We start from the raw sequence: 25675 nt of genomic DNA, 5'->3' as shown, positions 1-25675 counted from the left end.
GCGGCGCAGAGTCGGGACCCAATTCGCGCGGCATTCAGAAAAGATGGCCCCGGCTCAGCGATGCAGCGTCTCACGCTGCATCGCTGAGCCGGGGCACGCGTGACAGGCGTTTCGGCAACTAGCCGTAATAGCGCCAGCGTGACGGCGGGCGGCGGGCGGGACGCGACATCAGCAGCGCCAGCGCGAAGCCGATGCCGCCGGCAACCAGCAGCGCGCCGAGCGGATTGTCCTGCACCTTCTGCGCAATGGCCTTCGAGCCGTCGCGGAAAGTCTCACCACTGTTCTCGTAGGCGTCCTTGGCATAGCCCGCGGCGGTGTCCGTGGCGTCGCGCACGGCATCCTTGGCCTGGCCGTAGAGATTCTGCACCGTGCCCGCGGCTTCCCGCGCCTTGCCCGACGCCTGCGTCTTGGCATCGCCTGCCATGTCTCCGATCGCGCCTTCCGCGCGTCCGGCATATTCCTTCGCCGATCCAACAATCCGATCCGTGTCCATGATGATCCTCCTCGGTGGTCAGCCGAAGTAACCGATCAGACGCAGCGCGGTTCCTTAGGCTCTCCTATAGAATCAGGCCGCCATCGACGACCAGCGTCTGGCCGATGATGTAGGACGACAGCGGCGAGGCCAGGAACAGCGCCGCGCCCGCCATGTCGGCCGGCGTACCCAATCGCCGCAGCGGGATGCGTGCGAGCGCGCCTTCGAGCCGCTTCGGATTGTCGGTCGTCACCTTCGTCATCTTGGTGTCGACGAGACCTGGCGCGATGCCGTTGACGCGGATGCCGTCCTCGGCCCAGGCCTCGCCCAGCGTCCGCGTCAATCCGACCGCACCGGTCTTCGAGGCATTGTAGGCGGGATTGCCCATGGTGGAATGATAGGCCGCGGTCGAGGACACGATGATCAGCGCGCCCTTCGCGTCCCGCAACATGGAATGAAAGCGCGTCGCGCAGGCCATCAGGCTCATCAGATTGATCTCGACGACCTTGCGGAAGCCCGCCATCTCGAATTCGCCGCGGCGGTAGATCACCGCGCCCTGCGCGAGCACCAGGATGTCGAGACGGTCGAACGACGGCTTGAATGCTTCGATCGCACCGGAATTGCCGACATCGAGCTGCGCGTAAGCAAGACCTTCGAGATCGGAGCCTTCGTCGGCTGAATATTCCGTTGCGCGAGCACGCGTGCCGCAGACGGCAACAGCTGCGCCCTTGGCGCGAAAGGCCTGCGCGATGCCGTTGCCGATGCCGCTGGAACCGCCGACCACCAGCACCTGCTTGCCTGAGTAATCGAGCTCATTTGCCATTGTCGGCCTCCCCTTTTGTTCTCTGCTTGTTTGACCTGTCTGCGGATCGATGCCAGCCTTGTCAATCACAACAAGAACCAGCTCGGCGCGAGGGAACAGCATGTCCGACGTCAGGGAGCTCAGCCGGTCCGTGAAGGGGCTCACCGTGCTCGTCACTGGCGCAGCCAGCGGCATGGGGCGCGCCACAGCGCGCGTGTTCGGAAACGAAGGTGCGAACGTCGCCGTCACCGATTTCGACGAGCAAGGCGCGCAGGACGTCGCCAGGGAGATTGCGGCAAGCGGAGGCGCGGCAAGGGCGTGGAAGCTCGACGTCGCCGACGGCGGCGAAATCAAACGTGTGGTCGGCGATGTCGCCGCGCATTTCGGCGCCCTCGACATCGTCGTCAACAATGCCGGCATCTCCGTGCGCGTCGCGATCGACGATGAGGGCTACGAGGACGCCTGGGCGAAGGGCATCGCCGTGATGCTGACGGCGCACCCACGCATCATCCGCGCCGCGCTGCCGCACTTGCGCAAGTCGAAGAGTCCCCGCATCGTCAACATCGCCTCGACCGAGGCGCTCGGCGCCACCGCATTGCACAGCCCGTATTCGGCCGCGAAGGGCGGCGTCGTGAGCCTCACCCGCTCGCTGGCGGTGGAGCTCGGCCGCGAGGGCATCACCGTCAACTGCATCTGCCCCGGACCGATCCGCACAAAAATCACCGACCGCATCCCGGAGGAGCACAAGACCATCTACGCCAAGCGCCGCACCGCACTCGGCCGCTACGGCGACCCTGAAGAGGTCGCGCATATGACGCTGAGCCTGTGCCTTCCGGCGGCGTCCTTCCTCACCGGCGCGGTGATCCCGGTCGATGGCGGGCTGATGGCGCGGAACGCGTGAGAGCCATGCGCGCGGCGCGTTGACATCGCCGGATGCGGGAGTCATTTTTTCCACAAACAGAGCGGGGAAACCGCTCGTAGATGCGGGAGGAACGCAATGACCATCGCCATCCGGCAGCTTCAGAAACATTTCGTCGGCGAGGTGTCCGGCCTCGACTTGCGCAAGCCGCTCACGCCGGATCAGGCGCGCGAGATCGAGGCCGCCATGGACAAGTACGCGGTGCTCGTCTTCCACGACCAGGACATCACCGACGAGCAGCAGATGGCATTCGCGCTGAATTTTGGCCAGCGCGAGGAGGCGCGCGGCGGCAACATCACCAAGGCGGATGAACACCGCCTCACCTCAGGCCTGAACGACGTCTCCAACCTCGGCAAGGACGGCAAGCCGCTGCCCAAGGACAGCCGCGCCAATCTGTTCAACCTCGGCAATTGCCTGTGGCACTCGGACAGCTCGTTCCGTCCGATCCCCGCAAAATTCTCGCTGCTATCGGCGCGCGTGGTGAACCCGAAGGGCGGCAACACCGAGTTCGCCGACATGCGCGCGGCCTATGACGCGCTCGACGACGAGACCAAGGCGGAGATCGAGGATCTCGTCTGCGAGCATTCGCTGATGTATTCGCGGGGATCGCTCGGCTTCACCGAATACACCGACGAAGAGAAGGAGATGTTCAAGCCGGTGCTGCAACGGCTGGTGCGCACGCACCCCGTGCATCGCCGCAAGTCGCTGTATCTGTCATCGCATGCCGGCAAGGTCGTCGGCATGAGCATGCCCGAGGGGCGGCTATTGCTGCGCGATCTGACCGAGCACGCCACGCAACCCGAGTTCGTCTACGTGCACAAATGGAAGCTGCATGACCTCGTGATGTGGGACAACCGCCAGACCATGCACCGCGTCCGCCGCTACGACCAGTCCCAGCCCCGCGACATGCGCCGCGCGACGGTGGCGGGGACGGAGCCGACGGTGCAGCAGCAGGCGGCGGAGTAGGCCGGGTCGGAGTAGCCACAAATTCGGTCGTCGTCCCGGACAAGCGGAGCGCTGGGCAACGCGTAGCGTTGTCCGGCGCGAAGCGCCGATCCGGGACCCATAACCACAGGGAGTGGTTTGGCGAAGACTCGTGGTGACCAGCCTGCCTCGAACTGCTCCCTTGGGTTATGGGTCCCGGACTGCGCGCGCTTGGCGCGCTTGTCCGGGACGACAGCTGAGAGTGTTGCAGCACCAGCTACGCGTGCCCGGCCTCGTTCGAGAGCATGCCGGGGTCGATGCCGATCTTCTGCAAAGCGCGGTTGTACTTGTCGTCGACGTCGTCGCCGAAAATCAGATCCGCGTCCGCGTCGCAATGCAGCCAGCCGTTGCTCTGGATCTCCGTCTCGAGCTGGCCCGGCGCCCAGCCGGCATAGCCGAGCGCGAGGATGGCGTGCTTGGGGCCGGAGCCGTTGGCGATGGCGCGCAGAATGTCGACCGTCGCGGTCAGGCAGACGCCGTCATCGATCCGCAGCGTGGCGTTCTCGATGTAGAAGTCGCTGGAATGCAGCACGAAGCCGCGCCCGGTGTCGACCGGCCCGCCCCGCAGCACCTTCATACTTTCGGCATTCTCCGGCAGCTTGATGTGCTCGCCCTTCTTGATGATGCCGAGCTGCTGCAAGAGCTCGGGGAAATCGATGCTGCCGGCGGGGTGGTTCACGATGATGCCCATCGCCCCCTCCGCCGAATGGGCGCAAAGATAGATCACCGAGCGCTCGAAGCGGGAATCGCCCATCACGGGCATTGCGATCAGGAGCCGGCCGTCGAGATAGCCGCCGGAACTGGGCAGCGCGGCGCCCGAGCTGCGGGTGCTTTCGCCCGTCCTCTTGCCTGTGGGAGCCATCGCTCGAGCACTCCGGTTTCAATTCCTATCCTGATGTCGGGCCGGGCGGCTGTCAAATCAAGGCTTGCGGCGAGTTGATTCGAGTGCATCCATCACAAGCAATTCAATGGTTTGGCCCTGGGTGACCCTGTAAAGACGTGCCATGTCCAGCATTGTTCCCCTGCGTGCGGCGATTGGCGTCGCGACAACCCTGCTCGCGTCGTCGTTGGCTATCGCGGCCCGTGCCGATGACGCATCGCCTTGGCAGCGCGATGGACATTCCGCGGTGCGGCTCCTGGCGGGCTCGCGCAGCGGCGCGGTGCTGCTCGGCGGTATCGCCTTCCAGCTGCAGCCCGGCTGGAAGACCTACTGGCGGTCGCCCGGCGATTCCGGCGTTCCACCCCGGTTCGACTTCTCCAAGTCCGACAATGTCGAGGCGGTGACGGTGATGTGGCCGGCGCCGCTGAAGTTCGACGACGGCGCGGGCGGCCATTCCATCGGCTATCGCGACCAAGTCGTGCTGCCCCTGCGCATCGTCGCCAAGGCTGCAGACAAGCCGGTGACCTTGAGGGCCGAGATCAACTACGCGGTGTGCGAGAAGCTCTGCATTCCCGTAGAGGCCAGCGCCGAGCTCGGCTTCAACAGCGTCGCCTCGACCGAGGACGCGAACTTGCGTGCCGCGCTCGACACCGTGCCGAAGCCCGCCAATATCGGCGACCCCAATCCGCTCACCATTCGCGACGTCAAGCGGGACGGGCCCAAGAACGTAGTGGTCGATGTGGTGGCGCCGGACAGCCGCAAGGTCAATCTGTTCGTGGAAGGCCCGACACCCGATTGGGCGCTGCCGATTCCGGCGCCGGTGCAGCCCAGCCCGCCCGGGGTCGTGCGCTTCTCGTTCGAGCTCGACGGATTGCCGCCGGGCGCCAAGCCCGAGGGCGCCGCGCTGAAGTTCACGCTGGTCGGGCCGGAGAAGGCGTACGAGTTCAACACGAATTTGAACTAGCGTCCGCCCAACCGAATCTTAACGAATGGTTGCTAATCCCTCGCCTGCCGCTGCAGGTCGCTGGGGATTGTTCGAATTGGCCGTGATGGATGCACCACCCGCAACGACCGGACCGGCCGGGCTGATCGCGCGGCTGCGCGCCAGGCTCGCGGGCGGATCGAGCGAGGCGTCGCTGACGCGCCGGCTCGCCGGCACCATCTTCATCATCCGCGTCATCAGCGCCGGCCTCGCTTATGTCTCGCAGGTGCTGCTGGCGCGCTGGATGGGCACGTCCGATTACGGCATCTACGTCTATGTCTGGACCTGGGTGCTGCTGCTCGGCAGCATGATGGATTTCGGCATCTCGGCCTCCGCGCAGAAAATCATTCCGGAGTACCGCGCCAACGGCGCGCACGCGCTGCTGCGCGGCTTCCTGTCCGGCAGCCGCTGGCTGACCTTTGCCGTGTCCACGCTGACGTCGCTCGGCCTTGCTGGCATCGTCAAATTGCTGTCGCCCTGGATCGATCCCGCCGAGGTGCTGCCGCTCTATATCGGCTGCATGACGCTGCCCGCTTTCGTGGTCGCCAACACCCAGGACGGCATCGCGCGCTCGCACGACTGGATGCAGCTCGGCCTGATGCCGCAATTCATCATCCGCCAGGCGCTGATCATCGGCATCACGGCGCTCGCTTTCCTGCTCGGCTATCACCTCGGCGCCGTCGCCGCGATGGTGGCGAGCCTTTGCGCGGTATGGATCGCGATGGCCGGGCAGATGGTGGTGCTGAACCGCAAGCTCGCCGATCACATCACACCGGGACCGAAGGCCTATGACGTCAAGGGCTGGCTCGCCGTCTCGCTACCGATCCTGCTGGTCGAGAGCTTCTACCTGCTCCTGTCCTACACCGACGTGCTGGTGCTGCAGCAATTCCGTCCCTCGGACGAGGTCGGCGTCTATTTCGCCGTGGTGAAGACGCTGGCGCTGGTCTCGTTCATCCACTACGCGATGTCAGCTACGACGGCACACCGCTTCGCCGAATACAATGCCAGCGGCGACAAGGCGCGCCTGTCGGCCTACGTCGCGCATGCCATCACCTGGACGTTCTGGCCGTCGCTGGCCGCGACCATCGTGCTGCTCGCGCTCGGCAAGCCGCTGCTCTGGCTGTTCGGGCCGCAATTCACCGTCGGCTACGACATCATGTTCGTCGCCGCGATCGGGCTCGTGGTCCGCTCTGCGATCGGGCCGGTCGAGCGCCTGCTCAACATGCTCGGCCAGCAGAAGATCTGCGCGCTCGCCTATGCGCTAGCCTTCATGATGAACCTCGTGCTCTGCATCGCGCTGGTGCCGCGCTACGGCGGCCATGGCGCGGCGGCCGCGACCTCGATCTCCCTCACCTTCGAGACGGTGCTGTTGTTCTGGATCGTGCGGCAGCGGCTCGGGCTGCACGTGCTGGCGTTCGGCAAATAGACGACGATCGAAAACGCCGATCCACTCTCGCTGTCATCGCCCGGCTTGACCGGGCGATCCAGTACTCCGAGGCGGCTGTGATTAACCGAGAGGCCGCGGTGTACTGGATGCCCCGCCTTCGCGGGGCATGACCGAGAGTTGTCAGGTCGGCACGAATTACTCCGCGGTCCAGCCGCCGTCGATCGAGAGGTTGGTGCCGGTGATCTGGGCGGCGTCGTCGCTGCACAGGAACAGCGCGAGCGCGGCGACCTGCTCGGAGGTGACGAACTCCTTGGTCGGCTGCGCATCGAGCAGCACATCGTTGATGACCTGCTCGCGCGTCAGATTGCGCGCCCTCATCGTGTCGGGGATCTGCTTCTCGACCAGCGGGGTCCAGACGTAGCCGGGGCTGATGCAGTTGCAGGTGATCTTGTGGGTCGCGACTTCCAGCGCCACGGTCTTGGTGAGGCCGGCGATGCCGTGCTTGGCCGAGACGTAGGCCGACTTGAATGGCGAGGCCACCAGCGAGTGCGCCGACGCCGTGTTGATGATGCGGCCCCAGCCCTTCTTCTTCATGCCGGGCACCGCGGCGCGGATGGCGTGGAAGGCCGAGGACAGATTGATCGCGATGATCTGGTCCCATTTCTCCGGCGGGAATTCCTCGATCGGCGAGACGAACTGGATGCCGGCATTGTTGACGAGGATGTCGACCGAGCCGAACGTCTTCTCGCCAAGCGCGATCATGCCGGCGACCTCGGCGGGCTTGGTCATGTCGGCGGGCGAGTAGACCGCCTTGACGCCGAAATCGGATTCGATCTTGGCGCGCTCCTTCTCGATTTCCTCCGGCGAGCCGAAACCGTTGATGACGACGTTGGCACCGGCGCCGGCGAAGGCGCGCGCGTAAGCGAGCCCGATGCCGCTGGTCGATCCGGTCACGACGGCGTTCTTGCCTGACAGAGTACCCATTCTATTCGCTCCTTTTTGCCGGGGGCGCGGTGACGTCCCCCGTGAGATCGTAGGTCACCATGGTCTCGCCGGACTGCGGCCGCTCCAGCCAGTCCTTGTGGCGCATCGACAGGTGCACGTCACGCACGCCGGCCTCCCAATGCTCGACCATGGCAATGTGCGAGAAATCGTAATCCTTGGACGAGGATTCGTAGTTCTTGCTGCGGTAGATCAGATGCACCACGGTGACGGTGCTTTCGCGCGACACTTTCGCCAGGAATTCGACGGAAGGATCGTTCTTGAGATAGTCCGGCAATTTGCCGATCAGATCGCGCACGGCCCTGCGGGCGTTGTGCAGCTGCTTGTTCTTGTCGGTGTTCATCCGCGTGCGGCTGGAATAGCGGATGTCCTTCTCGCGCTCGGCCGCCTCCAGCAGCGAGTTCGGCAGGTCGCCGCGCGCGGAAAACAAATCGACCTGAAAGATCAGCATGTCGCGTTCGACCTCGGCATCGAGCACGTAGTCGAGCGGAGTGTTGGAGGCGATGCCGCCGTCCCAATAATGCTCGCCGTCGATGACGACGGAGGGAAAGCCCGGCGGCAGCGCGCCGGAGGCCATGATGTGCTCGGGGCCGATCTTCTTGCCGAGCTTCTTGAACGCGTAATTGTCGAAATATCTGAAATTGCCCGAGGTGACGCCGACCGCGCCGACCGACAGGCGTGTCTTCAGATCGTTGATGCGGTCGAAATCGACGAGTCGCTCCAGCGTCCTCTTCAGCGGCGAGGTATCGTAATAGCTTTCGGCCTCGCGATGCCCCGGCGGCCACAGCGGCGCCGGCGGAATGCGTGGCGTGAAGAAGCCGGGCACGCCGAACGTCGCAATCAGCGCGGCACTGGTGGAATTGAACAGCTCGCGGCTGCGGTCGCTCTTGCCGACCGGCTTCCACGGCACCGGGGCCGACACCATTTCCCAGAATTCCTTGAGCCGCTCGACGCGGGTGTGCCCCTCGTTGCCGGCGATGATGGCGGCATTGACCGCGCCGATCGAGATGCCGGCGACCCATTCCGGATCGAAGCCGTAGCCACACAGCGCCTGGAAGGCGCCAGCCTGGTACGAGCCGAGCGCGCCGCCGCCCTGGAGGACCAGGACGCGTTGCGCATTCGTGGGGATTGTTGCGGTTTCCGGACTATGATCGGTCATGCGGGAACAATAGCAAAAGGCTGGCCACCGTGGCGACACTCCGCCGCGACGTCAATGCATCCCCGGGATCAAGTCTGGCTTATCGAGGCTCGGTGGAGGCCAGGATCATGGTCCAGAACACCTTGTATTTGGTGCCTGGAGCATAGCTCGCCGCGATGCCCAATTTTGTGACACCGCTCTTGAGCATGTTCGCGCGGTGCGGAGGCGAGTCGCGCCAGCCGGAAAACGCTTCCGCCAGCGTATGATAGCCGGCCGAAATGTTCTCGACCGCCACGGTGGCAGGATAACCGCCAGAGGCCAGACGCTTGGCGAGCGGCGCGCGGACGTCGTGGTCCATCTTGTTGGCCGCCGCCATCGCGCCCGATTGGGATTCGGCGAGCCGAGTCAAATCCGGGTCGACCACGACCGTACCGAGCCCGTTGTTCTGGCGGTATTGCGAGATCATGATCGCAGCTGCCTGGACGTCGAGCTTGGAGCCCGGGACCGCCATGTCGGCATACATCGACGGCTGCTGGACCGGCGCTTCGTTGCCGGCACAGCCGGCGAGCAGCAACATGATCAGAATTGCGGCCGCAGCGCGCATGAATCGGGGCCCCCAAATGAGGGGCTGTTGTTGCATACCAACAATGGCTGAAAGGTGAATTTTGAAGAGAATTTGAGCCGTCATTCCGCGGCGGAATGACGGCGGGGCTTAGCCCGCAAAAATCCGGTAGCGACGCGGATTGAGGCCGATGGTGTCGCCGGCGCGCAGTTCCTTGTCGCGGGGGGCGTCGATTTCGATGGTCTCGCCGCCGGACAGGGCTACTTCCGCCCGCTGCACCGGACCGAAATTGCGGACGTGCTGGACCGCGCCCTCGAAGGCGCCGCTGCCGGGCGGGCCGACCAGCATGTCATGTCGCCGCACGAACAGCTTCGACGCGCCAGGCGCAAGCCCATCGGCCGCCAGATCGAGCTGCCGGTCGCCGAGCCGGATCGCACCATCGCCGATCTGGATCGGCAGCACGATGGATTCGCCAATGAAGCCGTGCACGAACGCAGTCGCCGGATTGTCGTAGACGTCGTCGGGCGAGCCGATCTGCTCGATCCGTCCCTTGTCCATCACCACGACGCGGTTGGCGACTTCCAGCGCCTCCTCCTGATCGTGCGTGACGAAGATCGAGGTGACGTGGATCTCGTGATGCAGCGAGCGCAGCCATTTGCGCAGCTCCTTGCGCACCTTGGCGTCGAGCGCGCCGAAGGGTTCATCGAGCAGGAGGATGCGCGGCTCGATCGCAAGCGCACGGGCGAGCGCGATGCGCTGACGCTGGCCGCCGGAGAGCTGGCTTGGATAGCGGTCGGCGAGCCAGTCGAGCTGCACCAGATCGAGCAGCTCCTTGACGCGCGAGCGTATCGCAGCCTCATCCTTTCGGACCGCGCGCGGCTGCACGCGGAGGCCAAAGGCAACGTTCTCGAACACCGTCATGTGGCGGAACAACGCATAGTGCTGGAACACGAAGCCGACGTGGCGCTCGCGGGCTCCTTGCGCCAGCGCGTCCTCACCGTTGAAGGAGACTTCGCCCGAGTCCGGCCAGTCGAGGCCGGCGATGATCCGCAGCAAGGTGGTCTTGCCGGAGCCGGACGGGCCGAGCAGCGCCAGCAGCTCACCGTCATTGACCTTGAGATCGACGCCGTCGAGGGCTGCAAAACTGCCGAATTTCTTGACGAGATTCTTGACTTCAATGGTCACTGGCGTCTTGTCCTTCGTCGAGATGACGTTCGAGAACGGTTTTTGCGATCAGCGTGATCAGCGCCAGCATTGCGAGCAGCGAGGCGATCGCGAAAGCGGCGACGAACTGGTATTCGTTGTAGAGGATCTCGACCAAGAGCGGCATGGTGTTGGTCTCGCCGCGGATGTGGCCGGAGACGACGGAGACCGCACCGAACTCGCCCATCGCGCGCGCGTTGCAGAGCAGGACGCCGTAGAGCACGCCCCATTTGATGTTGGGCAGGGTGACGCGGAAGAAGGTCTGCAGGCCGGAGGCGCCGAGCGAGATCGCGGCCTCCTCCTCCTGCGTGCCCTGCTCCTGCATCAGGGGGATCAGCGCGCGCGCCACGAAGGGGAAGGTCACGAAGGTGGTGGCGAGCGCGATGCCGGGGACCGCGAACAGGATCTGGATGTCGTGCTCGCGCAGCCAGCTGCCGAAATAGCCTTGCGCGCCGAACAATAGCACGAAGACGAGGCCCGAGATCACCGGGCTGACCGAGAACGGCAGGTCGATCAGCGTGATCAGGAAGGTCTTGCCCGGAAACTCGAATTTTGCAATCGCCCAGGCGGCGACGAGGCCGAACACCAGATTGAGCCCGACCGAGATCGCCGCGACGATCAACGTCAGCTTGATCGCCGCCATCGCCTCCGGCTCGGCGAGCGCGGCGAAATAGGCGAGGATGCCGCGCGAAAATGCCTGCGCGAACACGACGACCAGCGGCAGCACGACGAAGACGGTGAGAAACAGCAACGCCAGCGTGATGATGACGATGCGGACAGCGCGCGGCTCGGTGCGCAAATTGTTCCGCGCCGCCGCCGCGTGCGCGCGTGCCTGCGAGTCGGAGGCCGAGAGCGACACGGAATCTGCGATCTGCATCGTCATGGTCCGCCCTCAGCGCGCCGGGATCCGGCTCTGCGCCCAGCGCTGGAGCCGATTGACCGCGAAGATGATGACGAAGGAGACGACCAGCATGACCACCGCAATCGCGGTCGCATCGGCGTAACGGAATTCGGACAGGCGTATCACGATCAAGAGCGGCGCGATCTCGGAGACGTTGGGCAGATTGCCGGCGATGAAGATCACCGAGCCGTATTCACCGACCGCGCGGGCGAAGGCGAGCGCGAGGCCCGTGAGCAGCGCCGGCGCGAGCGAAGGCAGGATCACGCGAACGATGGTCTGCAAGCGGCTGGCCCCCAGGCTGCCCGCGGCTTCCTCGATTTCAGGGTCGAGATCCTGCAGCACCGGCTGCACGGTGCGGACAACGAAGGGAATGCCGATGAAGATCATGGCGACGAAGATGCCGACCGGCGTGAACGCCACCTTGAGGCCGAGCGCGGCGAGCGGCGCCCCCAGCCAGCCCTTCTCGGCGAACAGCGCCGTCAGCGCGACGCCGGCCACCGCCGTCGGCAGCGCAAACGGCACGTCGACGATGGCATCGAAGATGCGGCGGCCGGGGAAGCGGTAGCGCACCAGCGCCCAGACGATGATGCTGCCCATCACCAGATTGACGCAAGCCGCCGCAAAGGCGAGGCCGAACGAGACGCGGAGCGCGTTCAGGGTGCGGCGGCTGGAGAGGATGTTCCAGAACTGCTCGGGGCTGAGCTCAAGCGATCTCAGGAACAGGCCGGCGAGTGGAATCAGGATGATCACGGACAGCCAGGAAAGCGTCAGTCCCATGGTGAGACCGAAGCCCGGCAATGTCCGGCGTCGTGCTGCGAGTGCGCTCACCAGGCCCCCTGCTAAAGCCCCCTACGACAGCGCCCGATCAGTTCTTGTAAATCTGATCGAAAACGCCGCCGTCTGCAAAATGTTCCTTCTGTGCCTTGGTCCAGCCGCCGAAGACGTCGTCGATCGTGAACAGCTCGACCTTGGCGAAGGCATTTTCGTACTTTTTGGCGGTCTCGGCATCACGCGGACGGTAGAAATTGCGCGCGGCGATTTCCTGCCCTTCCTTGGTGTACCAGTATTGGAGGTAGGCGTCAGCCGCATTGCGGGTGCCCTTTTTGTCGGCAACCTTGTCCACGATCGCGACCGGCGGCTCGGCGAGGATCGACTGCGGCGGTGCAACGATCTCGAACTTGTTCGCACCGAATTCCTTGAGGGCCAGGAACGCCTCGTTCTCCCAGGCGAGCAGCACGTCACCGACGCCGCGCTCGACAAAGGTCACAGTGGCGCCCCGGGCGCCGGTATCGAGCACCGGCACCTGCTGGAAGAGCTTCCCAACGAAGTCCTTGGCCTTGTCGGTTGAACCGTATTTCATCTGCGCAAAGCCCCAGGCGGCCAGATAATTCCAGCGCGCGCCGCCCGACGTTTTCGGGTTCGGGGTGATGATGGCAACGTCCGGCTTGATCAGATCATCCCAGTCCTTGATGCCCTTGGGATTGCCCTTGCGCACCAAGAACACGATGGTCGACGTGTAGGGCGACGAATTCTGCGGCAGCCGCTTCTGCCAATCCGTCGCGGTGAGGCGCTTGCTCGCGATAGCGTCGATGTCATAGGCCAGCGCAAGCGTCACCACATCGGCCTGCAAGCCGTCGATCACCGCGCGCGCCTGCGAGCCGCTGCCGCCGTGCGACTGCTTGATCTCGACGCTCTTGCCGGTTTCCTTCTGGTAGGCGCTCGCGAACGCCTTGTTGAACTCGACATAGAGCTCGCGCGTCGGATCGTACGACACGTTCAGCAAATTGATGTCGGCGGCCAGAGCCGAGCCTGCCCAGAACCCCGTCGCGAGCAATCCTGCGGCGAGCGGAACGATACGGCGCATCATGTCCATCTCCATTCACCTCGACGACATCGGCGTCATCGACGGCAGGCATAACTCGTGGCGAAACGCTCTTGTGTCAACGGAACCCGATTTTCTTGTTCGCTAGCTCGCAGCGTGACTGTGCTACGAAGTCTTCATCGTATGGATGCCGCATTCTGTCTTGGCCCGGCCGCGCCACCGGCCGGCGCGTGCATCCTCGCCCTCAGTCGTTCTGCTGGTGCAAGGCATACACCCAACCGACAGGAATCCTGACACAACCAGAGGGTGCCGCGGCAATTTAGCGCGGGTGAAGATCGCCTCGATCTCCTCGCGCGAGACGTTGGCGAAGGGATTGAACTTCAGCCGCGCGCCGTCGTCCTCGACGACCGGAATGTCGGCGCGCGCATTGCCCTGAAAGCGCTTGCGGCCGTTGAGCCAGGCGCCGAACGGCTTCAGCGCACGCGCCAGCGGCTCGACCTTGCGGATGCGGCAGCAGGCATCGGGATCGGAGAACCAGAGGTCGCGGTCGGGGTCTTCGCGCAACAGCGTCTCCTCGGCCGGCTTGATCGAGCGAACGTCCTTCAGGCCCAGCGTCGCAATGAGCGTATCGCGATAGGCCAGCGTCTCCTCGAACAACCAGCCGGTGTCGAGAAAGATCACGGGGATTGCGGGATCGACATCCGACATGACCTTCAACAGCGTCGCCGATTCAGTACCGAACGAGGACACCAGCGCAAGCTTCTCGCGCCCGACCGTCTTCAGCGCCGCGGCAATGACCTCCGCAGGCGAGGCATCGCGCAAGGCGCGATCGAGCTCGTCCGCCGAAGGTAGCGCAGACACGGGCGAAACCTGAGGCGCGATCGCGTTCACGTGCCGACCCCTTCGGAGTGGCGCAATTGCATGCGCCGGTGCAGCGCGGTGATGCGGCCATCGCCGGTCGGCTGGTAGAACACCGAATAGCGCTTCGCGGTCTGCATGAAGGCCTCCGCATCGGCCTGCTTCTTGACCTCGAAGGCATCGAAGCCGGCGCGCAGCATGAACACGAACTGGTCGCGCAGCACCTGACCGGTCGCGCGCAATTCGCCGCGGTAGTTGTAACGTTCGCGCAGCAGCCGCGCCTGGCTGTAGGCGCGCCCGTCACGGAAGGTCGGGAACACCAGCGCGACGGCGGCGATCTGGCCGAGATACGGCACGAGCTCGGCGATGTCGCGATTGTTGGGCCAGATCACCCCGACCTTTCCGGCGCGCTTGAGCAAGCCCTCGGCCTCGCCGAGGAAGCGCTCGGCGGGCACCAGGATGTCGCCGCCCTCGGGCAGCGGCGTGTCGACGGCGAGCTTGACGAAGCGGTCGTCCGTGATCTTTCCGCCATTAACGAGTGGCATAGACGCGCTCCTTGAAGGGTTCGACGCCCAGGCGCTTCACCGTGTCCATGAACAGTTCCTCGGGCCGCTCGCGCAGCGCCAGATAGGCTTCCACGATATCCTCGACCACGTCGGCGACCTCGTCGAACTTGACGCCGGGACCGATCAGGGTGCCGAGCGCGGCGTTCTCGTCGGCACGGCCGCCGATGGTGATCTGGTAGACCTCCTCGCCGTTCTTCTCGACGCCGAGAATGCCGATATGGCCGACATGGTGATGGCCGCAGGCATTGATGCAGCCGGAGATGTTGATGTGCAGACGGCCGATCAGGTTAGCGAGCTCGTGATTGGCGAAGCGCCGCGTCAGCTCCTGCGCGATCGGAATCGAGCGGGCATTCGCCAGCGAGCAATAGTCGAGCCCGGGGCAAGCGATGATGTCGGTGATCAGGTTGACGTTGGGCGTCGCCAGCCCGAGCTTGTCGAGCGCCTTCCACAGTGCCGGCAGGTCGCGCTTGGCGACGTGCGGCAGCGCTAGATTCTGCTCGTGGCCGACGCGGATCTCGCCGAAGGAATATTTGTCGGCAAGATCTGCCAGCGCGTCCATCTGCTCGGCGGTGGCATCGCCCGGAGGCCCGCCGGTCGGCTTCAGCGAGATCGTGACGATGGAGTAACCCTGCACCTTGTGCGGGGCCACCGAGTTCTTGCGCCATGCCTCGAAATCAGGGTCGGCCGCGGCCTGGCGCAGCTCGTCCGGCATGTGCGGCAGCTTCTCGTAGACCGGATAAGTGAAGCGCGAGCGGATGTCCTCGATCACCTCCTCGTCGATCTGGAGCGAGGAGTTGCGAATGTGCTGCCACTCGTCCTCGACCTCGCGCGAGAATTTCTCGATGCCGAGCTCGTGCACCAGGATCTTGATGCGCGCCTTGTAGATGTTGTCGCGGCGGCCGTACTGATTGTAGACGCGTAAGATCGCCTCGATGTAGCTGAGGATGTCGCGGCCGTGCACGAAGTGCTTGATGGTCTTGGCGATGAACGGCGTGCGGCCGAGACCGCCGCCGACCAAAACCTCGAAGCCGGTCTCGCCCTTTTCGTTCTTGATCAAGCGGAGGCCGATGTCGTGGATCTTGATCGCGGCGCGGTCGTGGTCCGAGGCGGTGATCGCGATCTTGAACTTGCGCGGCAGGAACGAGAATTCCGGATGCAACGTGGTGTGCTGGCGGATCAGCTCCGACCAGATGCGCGGATCCTCGATCTCGCCCGGCGCGACGCCGGCCCACTGGTCCGAGGTGACGTTGCGCATGTTGTTGCCGGAGGTCTGCATCGCGTGGATGCCGACCTTGGCGAGGTCTTCGAGTGCATCCGGCAGCTCGGCGAGCTTGATCCAGTTGAACTGGATATTCTGCCGCGTGGTGAAGTGGCCGTAGCCGCGATCGTATTTGCGCGCGACATGGGCGAGCGCCCGCATCTGGTTCGTCGCCAGAGTGCCATAGGGAATCGCGACGCGGAACATATAAGCGTGCAGCTGCAGATAGACGCCGTTCTGCAAACGCAGGATCTTGAACTCGTCCTCGGTGAGCTCGCCGGAAAGGCGCCGCTTCACCTGGTCGCGGAACTCCGAGACGCGCTCGTTGACGAGCGTGCGGTCGATTTCGTCGTAAGCATACATAAGTGGGTGCCTTAAACCTGGGCCGGCTGTCCGATGGTGACGCCGGTGCGGCGAATCTGCTCGCGCAGATTGCCGGGCTGGACCTTGCCATCGTCGCCGATCTGCACCGGCGCGATATAGGGGCCGATGGCGCCGACGTCATCGGCCACGGCTTCCGCAAGCAACGCCTTGGCCTCGTCGGAGTTGCGCACGATCGCGGCTTCCGACAGCTCGGCGGACCAGCTGTTGGCGGCGGTGCGGTAAACCACGATGCCGTCCCAGGTGCGGTTGGCGGTCACGACCGAGGGGCCGGCGATACGGATCTTCTTTTGTTCGAGCGGAGAGGTCATTCGGCTGCATCCAATAGGTCAGAGATGATTTGTTTGGGTGTCTGGCGGCGAAGCGAGCCGGCATGCCGGACCACGTCGCCGATGATGAGGATGGCGGGACCGCCATGGATCCGCCGCACCAGTTCCGGCAGATCGCGCAGCGTGCCAATTGCGCCTTGCGCATCGGGCCGCGTGACGCGGGCGAACACGCCGACCGGCGTCTCCGGCGAGCGGCCGGCCGCGAACAAGCCTGCGCGCACGGCGGGCGCTGCGGTCATGCCCATGTAGACCACGACGGTCATCTTGGTGTCGGTCAGTGTCGACCAATCCACGTTCTCTGCATCGCGGCCCTTGTGTGCGGTGAGGAAGGTGATGCGGGTCGCTTCGTGGCGGTAAGTGAGCGGCACCTCGAAATCGGCGGCGGCGCCGAGCCCTGCGGTGATGCCGGGAATGATCGAATAGGCGATGCCGGCGGCGCGCAGCGCTTCCACTTCTTCGCCGCCGCGGCCGAACACGAAGGGATCGCCGCCCTTCAACCGCACGACGCGCTGGCCCGATTGCGCGGCCTCGATCATGCGCTTGTTGATGGCGTCCTGGCCGGTGCCGGGCTTGCCGACGCGGCGGCCGACCGCAACGCGCGTGGTGTCGCGGCGAATGCGGTCGAGAATCTCGGGCGAGACCAGCTCGTCATGGAAGACGATGTCGGCGTCCTGCAAAGCGCGCAGCGCCTTGATGGTGAGCAGATCGGGATCGCCGGGTCCGGCGCCGACCAGCGCGACGGAGCCTTCCGGCTTGTCGGCGCGCGCGAACGCGGTGGGATCGGAGATCGCCTTGAGCGATGCATCGGCTTCGCTGTTGCGGCCGGCGAGCACGGCGGCGCCGATCGGACCGTCGATGACGCGCTCCCAGAAGCGGCGGCGCAACGGAAACTCGGCGATGCGCTCGTTGATCGACTTGCGGAAGGTGCCGATGAACTCGGCGAGCTCGCCAATGCGCGCCGGCAGCAGCGCCTCGATCTTCTCGCGCACGCGCCGCGCCACCACCGGGGAGGTGCCGCCCGTGCCGACCGCGACCACGACATCGCCGCGATCGACGATGGCCGGAAAGATGAAGCTGGAATGCTCGAGGTCGTCCATGACGTTGACGGGCAGGCCAGCCGCTTTGGCGCGAGCCGACATGGCGACACCGACATCGCCTGCGCCGGCGCAAACGACGGCGATGACGCCGGAAAGATCCGCCGTGAGCGGATCGCCCGCCGCGATCTCGATGCGCGCGGAGTCTTCGGAGCCCCGGCCAAGGTCATGATTGCCGTCGATCGCATGCACGCGCAGGCGCGCGCCGGCAGCGGCGAGCACGCGCAGCTTGGCGCGCAAAAGCTCGCCCGTCCCGATGAGGACCACCGGGCCGGCCTTGAGATCGAGAAACACCGGCAAGAACCGCATGTGATACTCGCTTCCCCACAAACGGGGTTGACTGGAATTATTTTCTATATATGTCTCGTTTCGAGCGCGCAAAGAGAAAATTTTTTCTTCTCTTCCGCACCGCAACTATAGAATTTTCGCCTCCAAACGCAAAGTGGCAGAGATGCATCTTCTCAAGGACGATTCCGCTGCTGATCGACTGAGCAATCCGGCGCTGGCTGAGCGCGTGCGCGCGCAAGAATTTGCTGCCGAACTTGCCTCGAGCATGGACCATCTCGACCAGCTCGAAGCGCAGAGCATCTACATCTTCCGTGAGGCCTTTGCCCGGCTGAAGAAGATTGCCCTGTTGTGGTCACTCGGCAAGGACTCCAACGTCATGATCTGGCTGGCGCGGAAAGCCTTCTTCGGCAAGATGCCGTTCCCGGCCCTTCACGTCGATACCGGCAAGAAGTTTCCGGAGATGTATCGCTTCCGCGATCATTACGGCAAGGAATGGGATCTCGATCTGCGCGTCGAGCCCTGCCCGCCGATCGATGCCGTCGACCCAACGCTGCCGCCGGCCGCCCGTTCCGCCGCGCGCAAGACCGAGGGCCTCAAGATGGCGCTCGCAAAGTATGGCTTTGACGGCCTGATCGCCGGCATCCGCCGCGACGAGGAAGCAACGCGCGCCAAGGAGCGGGTGTTCTCGCCGCGCGGCTTGGAGGGCAATTGGGACGTGCGCGACCAGCCGCCGGAATTCTGGGATCATTTCAACGCCTCGCCGCCGCAAGGCGCGCATCTGCGCATCCATCCGATCCTGCATTGGACCGAGGCCGACATCTGGGCCTACACCAAGCGCGAGAACATCCCGATCATTCCGCTGTACCTCGCCAAGAACGGCAAGCGTTATCGCTCGCTGGGTGACCAGGACATCACCAATCCGGTTGCCTCGAATGCCTCGAACATCGACGAGATCCTGATCGAGCTCGAACAGACCAAGGTGCCGGAGCGCTCGGGGCGCGCGCTCGACCACGAGACCGAGGACGCCTTCGAGCGCCTTCGCGTCGCCGGCTATCTCTGATCAAGGACGCGGCCATGAACATGATCGTCACGTCAGCCTCGCCCGGCACGCCGAACGGCACCACGCGTCCCCAGGTCCGCATCGTCATCGTCGGCCATGTTGACCACGGCAAGTCGACCCTGGTCGGCCGCCTCCTGCATGAAACCGGCAGCCTGCCCGAGGGCAAGCTCGAAATGCTCAAGGCCGTCAGCGCGCGGCGCGGCATGCCGTTCGAATGGTCGTTCCTGCTCGACGCGCTGCAGACCGAGCGCGACCAGGGCATCACCATCGACACCACCCAGATCCGCTTCCGCACCAATTCGCGCGACATCGTGCTGATCGATGCGCCCGGCCACGCCGAATTCCTCCGCAACATGATCACCGGCGCCTCGCAGGCCGACGGTGCGGTGCTGATCATCGACGCGCTGGAGGGCGTGCGCGACCAGACCAGGCGGCACGGCTATCTCCTGCATCTGCTCGGGGTGAAGCAGGTCGCCGTCGTCGTCAACAAGATGGACCGCGTCGATTTCTCCGCCGCACGCTTCAAGGACATCAGCGACGAGATCTCCGCGCATCTGAACGGCCTCGGCGTGACGCCCACGGCCGTGATCCCGATTTCCGCGCGTGACGGCGACGGCGTTGCGATGCGCACCGACCGCATCTCTTGGTACAAGGGACCGACCGTGGTCGAGGCGCTTGATCACCTCGAGCCGGCGCGTCCGCTGGAAGCGCTGGCGCTGCGGCTGCCGGTGCAGGCGATCTACAAGTTCGACGACCGCCGCATCGTCGCCGGCCGCATCGAATCCGGCAGCCTGATTGCCGGCGACGAGATCGTGATAATGCCGGCCGGTAAGATCGCCAAGATCAAGACGGTCGAGAGCTGGCCGATGACGCCGGTCGCGGGACGGCAGGGCGCGGGCCGCTCGGTCGGCATCACGCTCGACCGCGAATTGTTCATCGAGCGCGGCGACATCATCGCGCATGCGGGCAGCGCCCCGCGCGAGACGCGGCGGCTGCGCGCGCGGATCTTCTGGCTGCACGACAAGCCGCTTGCCAAGGGCGACCAGCTTTTGGTGCGCTGCGGCCCCAAGGAAAGCCGCGCCACCGTGGTCGCCATCGAGAAGGCGGTCGATCCCGGCGAGCTCTCGAGCAGCGAGAACAAGGCGATCGGTCGCAACCATGTCGGCGAGATCGACATCTCCCTGTCCAATCCGATCGCGACCGATCCCTACACCGAAAATCCGCGCACCGGCCGCCTCGTAATCGAGGTGTCCGGGCGCATCGCCGGCGGTGGCCTGGTGCTGTCGGTCGATGCCGGTCAGCGTGCCGTGCCTGTCGACATCGTGCCGGTGGAATCGGCGCTGCGCAGCGACGAGCGTTCAGCCCGCTACCGCCACAATGGCGCCGTGGTCTGGCTTACCGGCCTGCCGGCTTCCGGCAAGTCGACGCTGGCGCGGGCGCTGGAGCGGCGTCTCTTCACCAATGGCGGCTCGCCGATCCTGCTCGATGGCGACACGCTGCGCGCCGGGCTCAACAGCGATCTCGGCTTCTCCGCCACTGATCGCAGCGAGAACATCCGCCGCCTCGCCGAGGTCGCGACGCATCTCGCCCGCAACGGCCACATCGCCATCGTCGCGGCGGTCTCGCCCGCGCGCGAAGATCGCGCCGCCGCGCGTCGCATCGCCGACACCGCGTTTCGCGAAATCCATGTCGCGACGCCCGCCGAGGTGTGCGAGGAGCGCGATCCCAAGGGCCATTACAAGAAAGCCCGCGCCGGCGCGCTCGCCTCGTTCACTGGCATTGGCAACGACTACGAGAAGCCTGAGGCCGCCGAGCTGGTGATCGATACGTCGAAGCGGACGGTTGCGGAAGCGGCCGACGAGATCGAGCAGATGCTGAAGGCATCAGGCGTGCTGTTCGACGAGCTCGTTGACCTCGCTGCGAATATTTGAGGCCGCCTAGTCCTCGCTGTCGTCGCCCGGCTTCGTCGGGCGACCAAGTATTCCAGAGACGACGTTGGGATACGGAGAAGCCGCGGCGTACTCGATTCCCCGCTTGCCGCCTTCGCTAAAGCTTCGGCGCCCCTAGACCTCAACCTCGGCGAAGCCTTAGCGTAGCCGGGTCGCGGGGAATGACACCGGTGCGTGGGACCGTCTCCCACCTCTCCTTGACATTTTGACAAGCTCCCGGGGGTCTTCTCACGGCCTCTTTTTTGGGGCTAATAGGCCCCCGAAAGCCGCCCCGCGTGGGCGCATTTTGCTGCTGTCGGGTCAAAAGCAGCCAAAAACAGCCATTTCCAACAAGAAAGCCCATCATGAAACGCGTCGACGCCCACGGATTGAAGATCGCACCCGTCCTGTTTGACTTCATCGCCAAGGAAGCGGCCCCGAAAACCGGGATCGCGCCGGATGCGTTCTGGGCCGGGCTTGCCGGCATCATCAAGGAGTTGGGACCGAAGAACCGCGAGCTGCTCGCATTTCGCGACAATCTGCAGGCCAAGATCGACGACTGGCACCGCGCCAATAAAGGCAAGGCGTTCGACCTCAATGCCTACACCGCCTTCCTAAAGGAGATCGGCTATCTCGTCCCGGAGCCGGCGACGCAGAAGGTCGAGACCGCCAATGTCGACGAGGAGATCGGCAAGATCTGCGGCCCGCAGCTTGTCGTGCCGCTCACCAATGCGCGCTACGCGCTGAACGCGGCGAACGCACGCTGGGGCTCGCTCTATGACGCCTTCTACGGTACCGATGCGATTCCGCATGATCCGTCCGAGAGCGGCAAGGGCTACAACAAGGCACGCGGCGACAAGGTGATCGCCAAGGCCAAGGCGTTCCTCGATAACGCCGTGCCGCTCGCGACCGGCAGCCACACCGACGTGACCGGCTATAGCGTCGTCGCGAGCCAGCTCGCGGTGAAGCTGAAGAGCGGCAACGCCACCGCGCTGAAGAATGCCGCGCAGTTCGCGGGTTTCCAGGGCGATCCAGCCGCGCCGAGCGCCGTGCTGCTCGTCAACAACGGCCTGCATATCGAGGTCAAGATCGACCGCAGCAGCGCGATCGGCAAGGACGATCCGGCCGGCGTCGCCGACATGATCATGGAGGCTGCGGTCTCCACCATTCTGGACATGGAGGACTCGGTCGCCGCTGTCGATGCCGAGGACAAGGTGCTGGTCTACCGCAACACGCTCGGCCTGATGAACGGCACGTTGTCGGCCGATTTCGAGAAGGGCGGCAAGACGCTGACGCGTTCGCTCAATTCCGACCGCCTCTACAAGACGCCGGACGGCAAGGGCGAGCTCAAGCTGCACGGCCGCAGCCTGCTGTTGATGCGCAATTGCGGTCACCACATGTTCACGGACGCGGTGCTCGACGAGAAGGGCGAAGAGGTTCCGGAGGGCCTGCTGGACGCCGCCGTCTCGGGCCTGCTCGCGATCCACGACCTCAAGGGCAATTCCAAGGTCAAGAACAGCCGCACCGGTTCTGCCTACATCGTGAAGCCGAAGATGCACGGCCCGGACGAGGTCTCGCTGACCTGCGAGATTTTCGACCGCGTCGAGAAGATGCTCGGCCTGCCCGAGAACACGCTCAAGGTCGGCATCATGGACGAGGAGCGACGCACCACCGTCAACCTCAAGGCCTGCATCCAGCGCGCCTCCAAGCGCATCATGTTCATCAACACCGGCTTCCTCGACCGCACCGGCGACGAGATCCACACCTCGATGGAAGCGGGTCCGATGATCCGCAAGAACGAGATGAAGGCGCAGGCCTGGATCAAGGCCTATGAGGACTGGAACGTCGACATGGGCCTGATCGATGGCCTGCCCGGCCACGCCCAGATCGGCAAGGGCATGTGGGCCGCGCCCGACAAGATGGCGGACATGCTGGCCCAGAAGCTCGGCCATCCGCAGGCCGGCGCCACCACCGCCTGGGTGCCCTCGCCGACCGCGGCGACGCTGCACGCGCTGCACTACCACCAGGTCAACGTCATCGCGCGCCAGGAGGAACTCGCCAAGGGCGGACCGCGCGCAAAGCTGTCCGACATCCTCACCATTCCGGTGTCGAAGTCGAACTGGGCGCCCGATGACGTCAGGCAGGAGATCGACAATAATTGCCAGGGCATCCTGGGCTATGTCGTGCGCTGGATCGACCAGGGCGTCGGCTGCTCCAAGGTGCCCGACATCCACGATGTCGGCCTGATGGAAGACCGCGCCACCTTGCGCATCTCCAGCCAGCACCTTGCCAACTGGCTGCACCAGGGCGTGATCACCGAGGCGCAGGTGATGGAATCGCTCAAGCGCATGGCGGTCGTCGTCGACAAGCAGAACGCGTCCGATCCCATCTACAAGCCGATGGCGCCTGCCTTCGACGGCGTCGCCTTCAAGGCTGCCTGCGACCTCATCTTCAAGGGGCGCGAACAGCCGAACGGCTACACCGAATACATCCTCACCGCGCGCCGCCGCGAGGCCAAGGCTCTTGCATAAAGAGGCTCTTGGATAAAGAGGCGCTTGGATAAGCGCGCTCGGCTGAGCAAAGTCACGGGAACATCGAAAGCCCCGGCCGAACCCGGGGCTTTTTTGTTGGGCGAAACGTCGCGCTGTGTCACGGAACAGGCTGCGTGCGCCTCGCGTTGTCGGGCCATCAACCAACGGGAGATGGTCATGGACTGGAATCGGATCGAAGGAAACTGGAAGCAGTTCAAGGGATCGGCCAAGGAGAAATGGGGCAAGCTCACTGACGACGACCTCCAACTGATCGAGGGCCGCCGCGAGCAGCTCGAGGGCCGGTTGCAGGAGCGTTACGGCAAGGCCAAGGACCAGGTTCGTCAGGACGTCGACGACTGGCTGAAGTCGCTGCACTGAAGCGGCACGAACGAAGCCCCGGCTCACGCCGGGGCTTTTGATTTGAGGTGTAGCCCCGGATGGCGTGAGGTGCGATCGGGGCCTTCGCTGCGGCCCGGATATCGCTTCGCTTGTCCGGGCTGCGATTGCTAGAACACCGCCAGGTATTTCAGCAGCGAAACGATGCCGATGATGATGACGATGACGCGCGCGATCTGCTTGGCGCGGCCATCCATCGGCAGCATGTTGATGAGATAGAGCACGAGAATGACGACGAGAAAGGTGACGAGTACGCCGACCAGCATCGCGAGGCCCCCTTCAGGCAATTGCTACGCTGTTCTAACGCGCTGCACCCAAGCCGGTTCCATCTCGGAAACCCTGCCGCGCAACGTCCCGCGGCGGGCCTAGTCCAGCATTTGGCCGTCCGACAAGGTTCGGACGCTGTCCGATAGGGCGCTCCCTACTCCTTCGCCACCACCGGGACTTGACGGAATCTGGCACGCACCGATTCCGGCAGCGGCGAGAAATTCATCGCGACGCCACGGCGGTCATTGGCGTTGCGGCTGGCGACCACGAGGCCGCCGGCGCCCGCGACGATGTCGCCCTTGCGCAGGGTCGGGTCGTCCTCGACCTTGACTGATGCGAGCCCAACCGGGTCCTTGCCGTTGCAGGTACAGCCCGCGACGATCTCGTTGCGGTAGCGGTATGCATTTGGCAAGTCCGAATAGGATTTTCCCTTCTCAGTCGCGGCATCGTCGATGTTGCCGCCATAGACCAGCGAGGTCTCCGAGGCAGGGCAGAAACTCTTGCAAGATTGCGCCTTGCTCTCGGCATCATTGCCTTGTGCCGGGAAGTAGCGACCGTCGCAGCTGCGCACGCAATAGGCGGTGCCGCCGCCGTAGGACGCGCGCTGGCGTGGCGCCTCATAGCTCCGCATATCGTCGGTGGGGAAAGGCATCCGGATTTCCGGCGGCGGCCGCATCCGAAAGCCGCCGAACAGGCCCGAGAAGAAATCCTGCGCATGCGCCGACGGCGCCATCGCTAGCCCGGTGGAGACGACGACGACAATCGCCGCTCCGCCCGCCAGTTTGTCAATCAGCCGTCTCGCCATAGGACCTCGCAGACTAATTCACGGCCGACGTGGGCATGTTCAGCGCCTGCCGACCCGAAGGCAGCGTCGTCACGGCCGGACGCTTGCGCACGGGATCACCTCCCTTCGCCATTAGCGGCGCGTTCTTCGGCAGCACCACGACCTTGGCGCCGACATTGACGCGGCTATACAGGTCGACGACGTCCTCGTTGGTCATGCGGATGCAGCCGGACGAGACGAACTTGCCGATGGTGGAGGGATCATTGGTGCCGTGGATGCGGTATTGGCTCGAGCCGAGATACATCGCGCGCGCACCGAGCGGGTTGCCGGGCCCGCCGGCGACGAAGCGCGGCAGATAGGGCTGGCGCGCGATCATCTCGGCCGGCGGATGCCAGTCCGGCCACTCGGCCTTGCGGCTGACGCTTTGCACGCCCGACCAGGTAAAGCCCTCGCGGCCGACGCCGACGCCGTAGCGGATCGCGCGGCCGCCTCCGAGCACGTAATAGAGATAGGTGCTGTTGGTATCGATGACGATGGTACCGGCCGGCTCGCTCCGGTCGAAGCCGACGATCTGCCTGCGCAGCCGGTCGGGCAATTGGGCATCCTCATCGGCGACCTGCGGCGCCCCGTTGATGTCATCCTGCGAATAGCCTTGTTCCTGCAAGTGTTGGCCCTGCAAGTATTGGCCCTGCGAGTAAAGGTCCTGCGGGTACACCCGCTGCATCGGCGCATAGCCGAAGGTTTGGGCGCTCGCGGTGCCCACCGGCACTGCGAGAAGAGCGGTTGCGAAGGCGAACGCGCCGACGGCGCGCGGCGAGAAGCTGCGACGGACTGCAAACAACTTTGTCATGAGCTGCCCCGTTGGATGTGCATCAGGTGAT

Annotated in this window: 26 protein-coding genes; 8 read left to right on the top strand and 18 right to left on the bottom strand. The window is 64.8% G+C overall.

The genetic code is table 11. The features are described from left to right. Positions 1-118: 118 nt before the first annotated feature. Together GA0061099_RS11715 and GA0061099_RS11710 are read right to left on the bottom strand one after the other, a co-directional pair. Complete coding sequence (locus tag GA0061099_RS11715) at positions 119-493, bottom strand: CsbD family protein (protein WP_035998251.1); 375 nt, start codon at positions 491-493, stop codon at positions 119-121. 64 nt (positions 494-557) lie between these two features. Beyond that, the gene (locus GA0061099_RS11710; RefSeq protein WP_036021684.1) at positions 558-1295 is read right to left on the bottom strand and encodes an SDR family NAD(P)-dependent oxidoreductase; all 738 of its coding nucleotides are present in this window, start codon (positions 1293-1295) and stop codon (positions 558-560) included. Positions 1296-1395: 100 nt separating this feature from the next. Between GA0061099_RS11710 and GA0061099_RS11705 the strand changes: the two genes are divergently transcribed. Further along, the gene (locus tag GA0061099_RS11705) at positions 1396-2175 is read left to right on the top strand and encodes an SDR family NAD(P)-dependent oxidoreductase (protein ID WP_074447693.1); all 780 of its coding nucleotides are present in this window, start codon (positions 1396-1398) and stop codon (positions 2173-2175) included. Positions 2176-2271: 96 nt separating this feature from the next. Further along, entirely contained in the window at positions 2272-3159 is an 888-nt protein-coding gene (locus GA0061099_RS11700; protein WP_035998242.1) for a TauD/TfdA dioxygenase family protein, read from the top strand. Between the two features lie 235 nt (positions 3160-3394). Here the strand turns inward: GA0061099_RS11700 and GA0061099_RS11695 are convergent, their stop codons facing one another. Continuing rightward, positions 3395-4039 (bottom strand): YqgE/AlgH family protein, encoded by a 645-nt coding sequence (locus GA0061099_RS11695; RefSeq protein WP_036021679.1) that lies wholly within the window; start codon positions 4037-4039, stop codon positions 3395-3397. Positions 4040-4181: 142 nt separating this feature from the next. On the opposite strand from GA0061099_RS11695, the gene GA0061099_RS11690 reads away from it, so the two are divergent. Next, complete coding sequence (locus tag GA0061099_RS11690; RefSeq protein WP_035998237.1) at positions 4182-5021, top strand: protein-disulfide reductase DsbD domain-containing protein; 840 nt, start codon at positions 4182-4184, stop codon at positions 5019-5021. 76 nt (positions 5022-5097) lie between these two features. Then, positions 5098-6465 carry a flippase gene (locus tag GA0061099_RS11685; protein WP_036021771.1) on the top strand — a complete coding sequence of 456 codons (1368 nt, stop codon included), beginning with the start codon at positions 5098-5100 and terminating at the stop codon, positions 6463-6465. A 156-nt stretch (positions 6466-6621) separates the two neighbouring features. On the opposite strand, the gene GA0061099_RS11680 is transcribed toward GA0061099_RS11685, so the two are convergent. The 12 genes from GA0061099_RS11680 to cysG form a co-directional block, all read right to left on the bottom strand. Further along, entirely contained in the window at positions 6622-7410 is a 789-nt protein-coding gene (locus GA0061099_RS11680) for a 3-hydroxybutyrate dehydrogenase (protein WP_036021676.1), read from the bottom strand. A 1-nt stretch (position 7411) separates the two neighbouring features. Then, positions 7412-8587 (bottom strand): DUF3734 domain-containing protein, encoded by a 1176-nt coding sequence (locus GA0061099_RS11675; protein WP_036021673.1) that lies wholly within the window; start codon positions 8585-8587, stop codon positions 7412-7414. A gap of 79 nt (positions 8588-8666) precedes the next feature. Continuing rightward, positions 8667-9170, bottom strand: coding sequence for a CAP domain-containing protein (locus tag GA0061099_RS11670; RefSeq protein WP_035998228.1), 504 nt, complete (start codon positions 9168-9170; stop codon positions 8667-8669). A gap of 108 nt (positions 9171-9278) precedes the next feature. Further along, a complete protein-coding gene (locus tag GA0061099_RS11665) occupies positions 9279-10313 on the bottom strand; it encodes a sulfate/molybdate ABC transporter ATP-binding protein (protein ID WP_035998225.1) in 1035 nt (344 codons plus the stop codon). Further along, on the bottom strand, positions 10303-11214 hold the full coding sequence (gene cysW, locus GA0061099_RS11660; protein WP_036021670.1) for a sulfate ABC transporter permease subunit CysW: 912 nt from the start codon (positions 11212-11214) through the stop codon (positions 10303-10305). Before cysW ends, GA0061099_RS11665 begins: the two co-directional genes overlap by 11 nt. A gap of 9 nt (positions 11215-11223) precedes the next feature. Then, complete coding sequence (gene cysT, locus GA0061099_RS11655) at positions 11224-12060, bottom strand: sulfate ABC transporter permease subunit CysT (RefSeq protein WP_074447692.1); 837 nt, start codon at positions 12058-12060, stop codon at positions 11224-11226. Between the two features lie 37 nt (positions 12061-12097). After that, entirely contained in the window at positions 12098-13111 is a 1014-nt protein-coding gene (locus tag GA0061099_RS11650; protein WP_085971994.1) for a sulfate ABC transporter substrate-binding protein, read from the bottom strand. 108 nt (positions 13112-13219) lie between these two features. Continuing rightward, positions 13220-13945 (bottom strand): phosphoadenylyl-sulfate reductase, encoded by a 726-nt coding sequence (locus tag GA0061099_RS11645; protein ID WP_036021667.1) that lies wholly within the window; start codon positions 13943-13945, stop codon positions 13220-13222. Then, positions 13942-14457, bottom strand: a complete 516-nt coding sequence (locus GA0061099_RS11640) for a DUF934 domain-containing protein (RefSeq protein ID WP_035998199.1) — start codon at positions 14455-14457, stop codon at positions 13942-13944. Before GA0061099_RS11640 ends, GA0061099_RS11645 begins: the two co-directional genes overlap by 4 nt. After that, positions 14444-16099 carry a nitrite/sulfite reductase gene (locus GA0061099_RS11635; RefSeq protein ID WP_036021665.1) on the bottom strand — a complete coding sequence of 552 codons (1656 nt, stop codon included), beginning with the start codon at positions 16097-16099 and terminating at the stop codon, positions 14444-14446. Before GA0061099_RS11635 ends, GA0061099_RS11640 begins: the two co-directional genes overlap by 14 nt. Positions 16100-16110: 11 nt before the next feature. Then, positions 16111-16428, bottom strand: coding sequence for a DUF2849 domain-containing protein (locus GA0061099_RS11630; RefSeq protein ID WP_036021663.1), 318 nt, complete (start codon positions 16426-16428; stop codon positions 16111-16113). Next, positions 16425-17849 carry a siroheme synthase CysG gene (gene cysG, locus GA0061099_RS11625; RefSeq protein WP_036021661.1) on the bottom strand — a complete coding sequence of 475 codons (1425 nt, stop codon included), beginning with the start codon at positions 17847-17849 and terminating at the stop codon, positions 16425-16427. Before cysG ends, GA0061099_RS11630 begins: the two co-directional genes overlap by 4 nt. Positions 17850-18093: 244 nt before the next feature. Here cysG and cysD point away from each other — a divergent pair, with 244 nt between their 5' ends. The 4 genes from cysD to GA0061099_RS11605 all read left to right on the top strand — a co-directional run bounded on the left by cysD (position 18094) and on the right by GA0061099_RS11605 (position 23725). Further along, a complete protein-coding gene (cysD, locus tag GA0061099_RS11620) occupies positions 18094-18888 on the top strand; it encodes a sulfate adenylyltransferase subunit CysD (protein WP_035998209.1) in 795 nt (264 codons plus the stop codon). Between the two features lie 14 nt (positions 18889-18902). After that, a complete protein-coding gene (gene cysC / locus GA0061099_RS11615; RefSeq protein ID WP_036021660.1) occupies positions 18903-20819 on the top strand; it encodes an adenylyl-sulfate kinase in 1917 nt (638 codons plus the stop codon). 362 nt (positions 20820-21181) lie between these two features. Next, positions 21182-23347: a malate synthase G gene (locus GA0061099_RS11610; RefSeq protein ID WP_036021658.1), complete on the top strand. Its 2166-nt coding sequence runs from the start codon at positions 21182-21184 to the stop codon at positions 23345-23347. A gap of 177 nt (positions 23348-23524) precedes the next feature. Beyond that, positions 23525-23725, top strand: coding sequence for a CsbD family protein (locus GA0061099_RS11605; RefSeq protein ID WP_008546815.1), 201 nt, complete (start codon positions 23525-23527; stop codon positions 23723-23725). Positions 23726-23853: 128 nt separating this feature from the next. On the opposite strand, the gene GA0061099_RS39920 is transcribed toward GA0061099_RS11605, so the two are convergent. The 3 genes from GA0061099_RS39920 to GA0061099_RS11595 form a co-directional block, all read right to left on the bottom strand. Then, a complete protein-coding gene (locus tag GA0061099_RS39920; RefSeq protein WP_008546817.1) occupies positions 23854-24009 on the bottom strand; it encodes a Thivi_2564 family membrane protein in 156 nt (51 codons plus the stop codon). A 155-nt stretch (positions 24010-24164) separates the two neighbouring features. Next, positions 24165-24815 (bottom strand): DUF2865 domain-containing protein, encoded by a 651-nt coding sequence (locus GA0061099_RS11600; protein WP_036021655.1) that lies wholly within the window; start codon positions 24813-24815, stop codon positions 24165-24167. A gap of 13 nt (positions 24816-24828) precedes the next feature. Next, entirely contained in the window at positions 24829-25644 is an 816-nt protein-coding gene (locus GA0061099_RS11595; RefSeq protein WP_036021652.1) for a L,D-transpeptidase, read from the bottom strand. Positions 25645-25675: the final 31 nt, after the last annotated feature.

Origin of the sequence: Bradyrhizobium yuanmingense, assembly GCF_900094575.1 — a bacterium.
In the GTDB taxonomy this organism is placed as follows: Bacteria; Pseudomonadota; Alphaproteobacteria; order Rhizobiales; family Xanthobacteraceae; genus Bradyrhizobium; species Bradyrhizobium yuanmingense.
The sequence above is the reverse complement of the archived record's forward strand: the minus strand, read 5'-3'. Positions and strand labels throughout refer to the sequence as shown.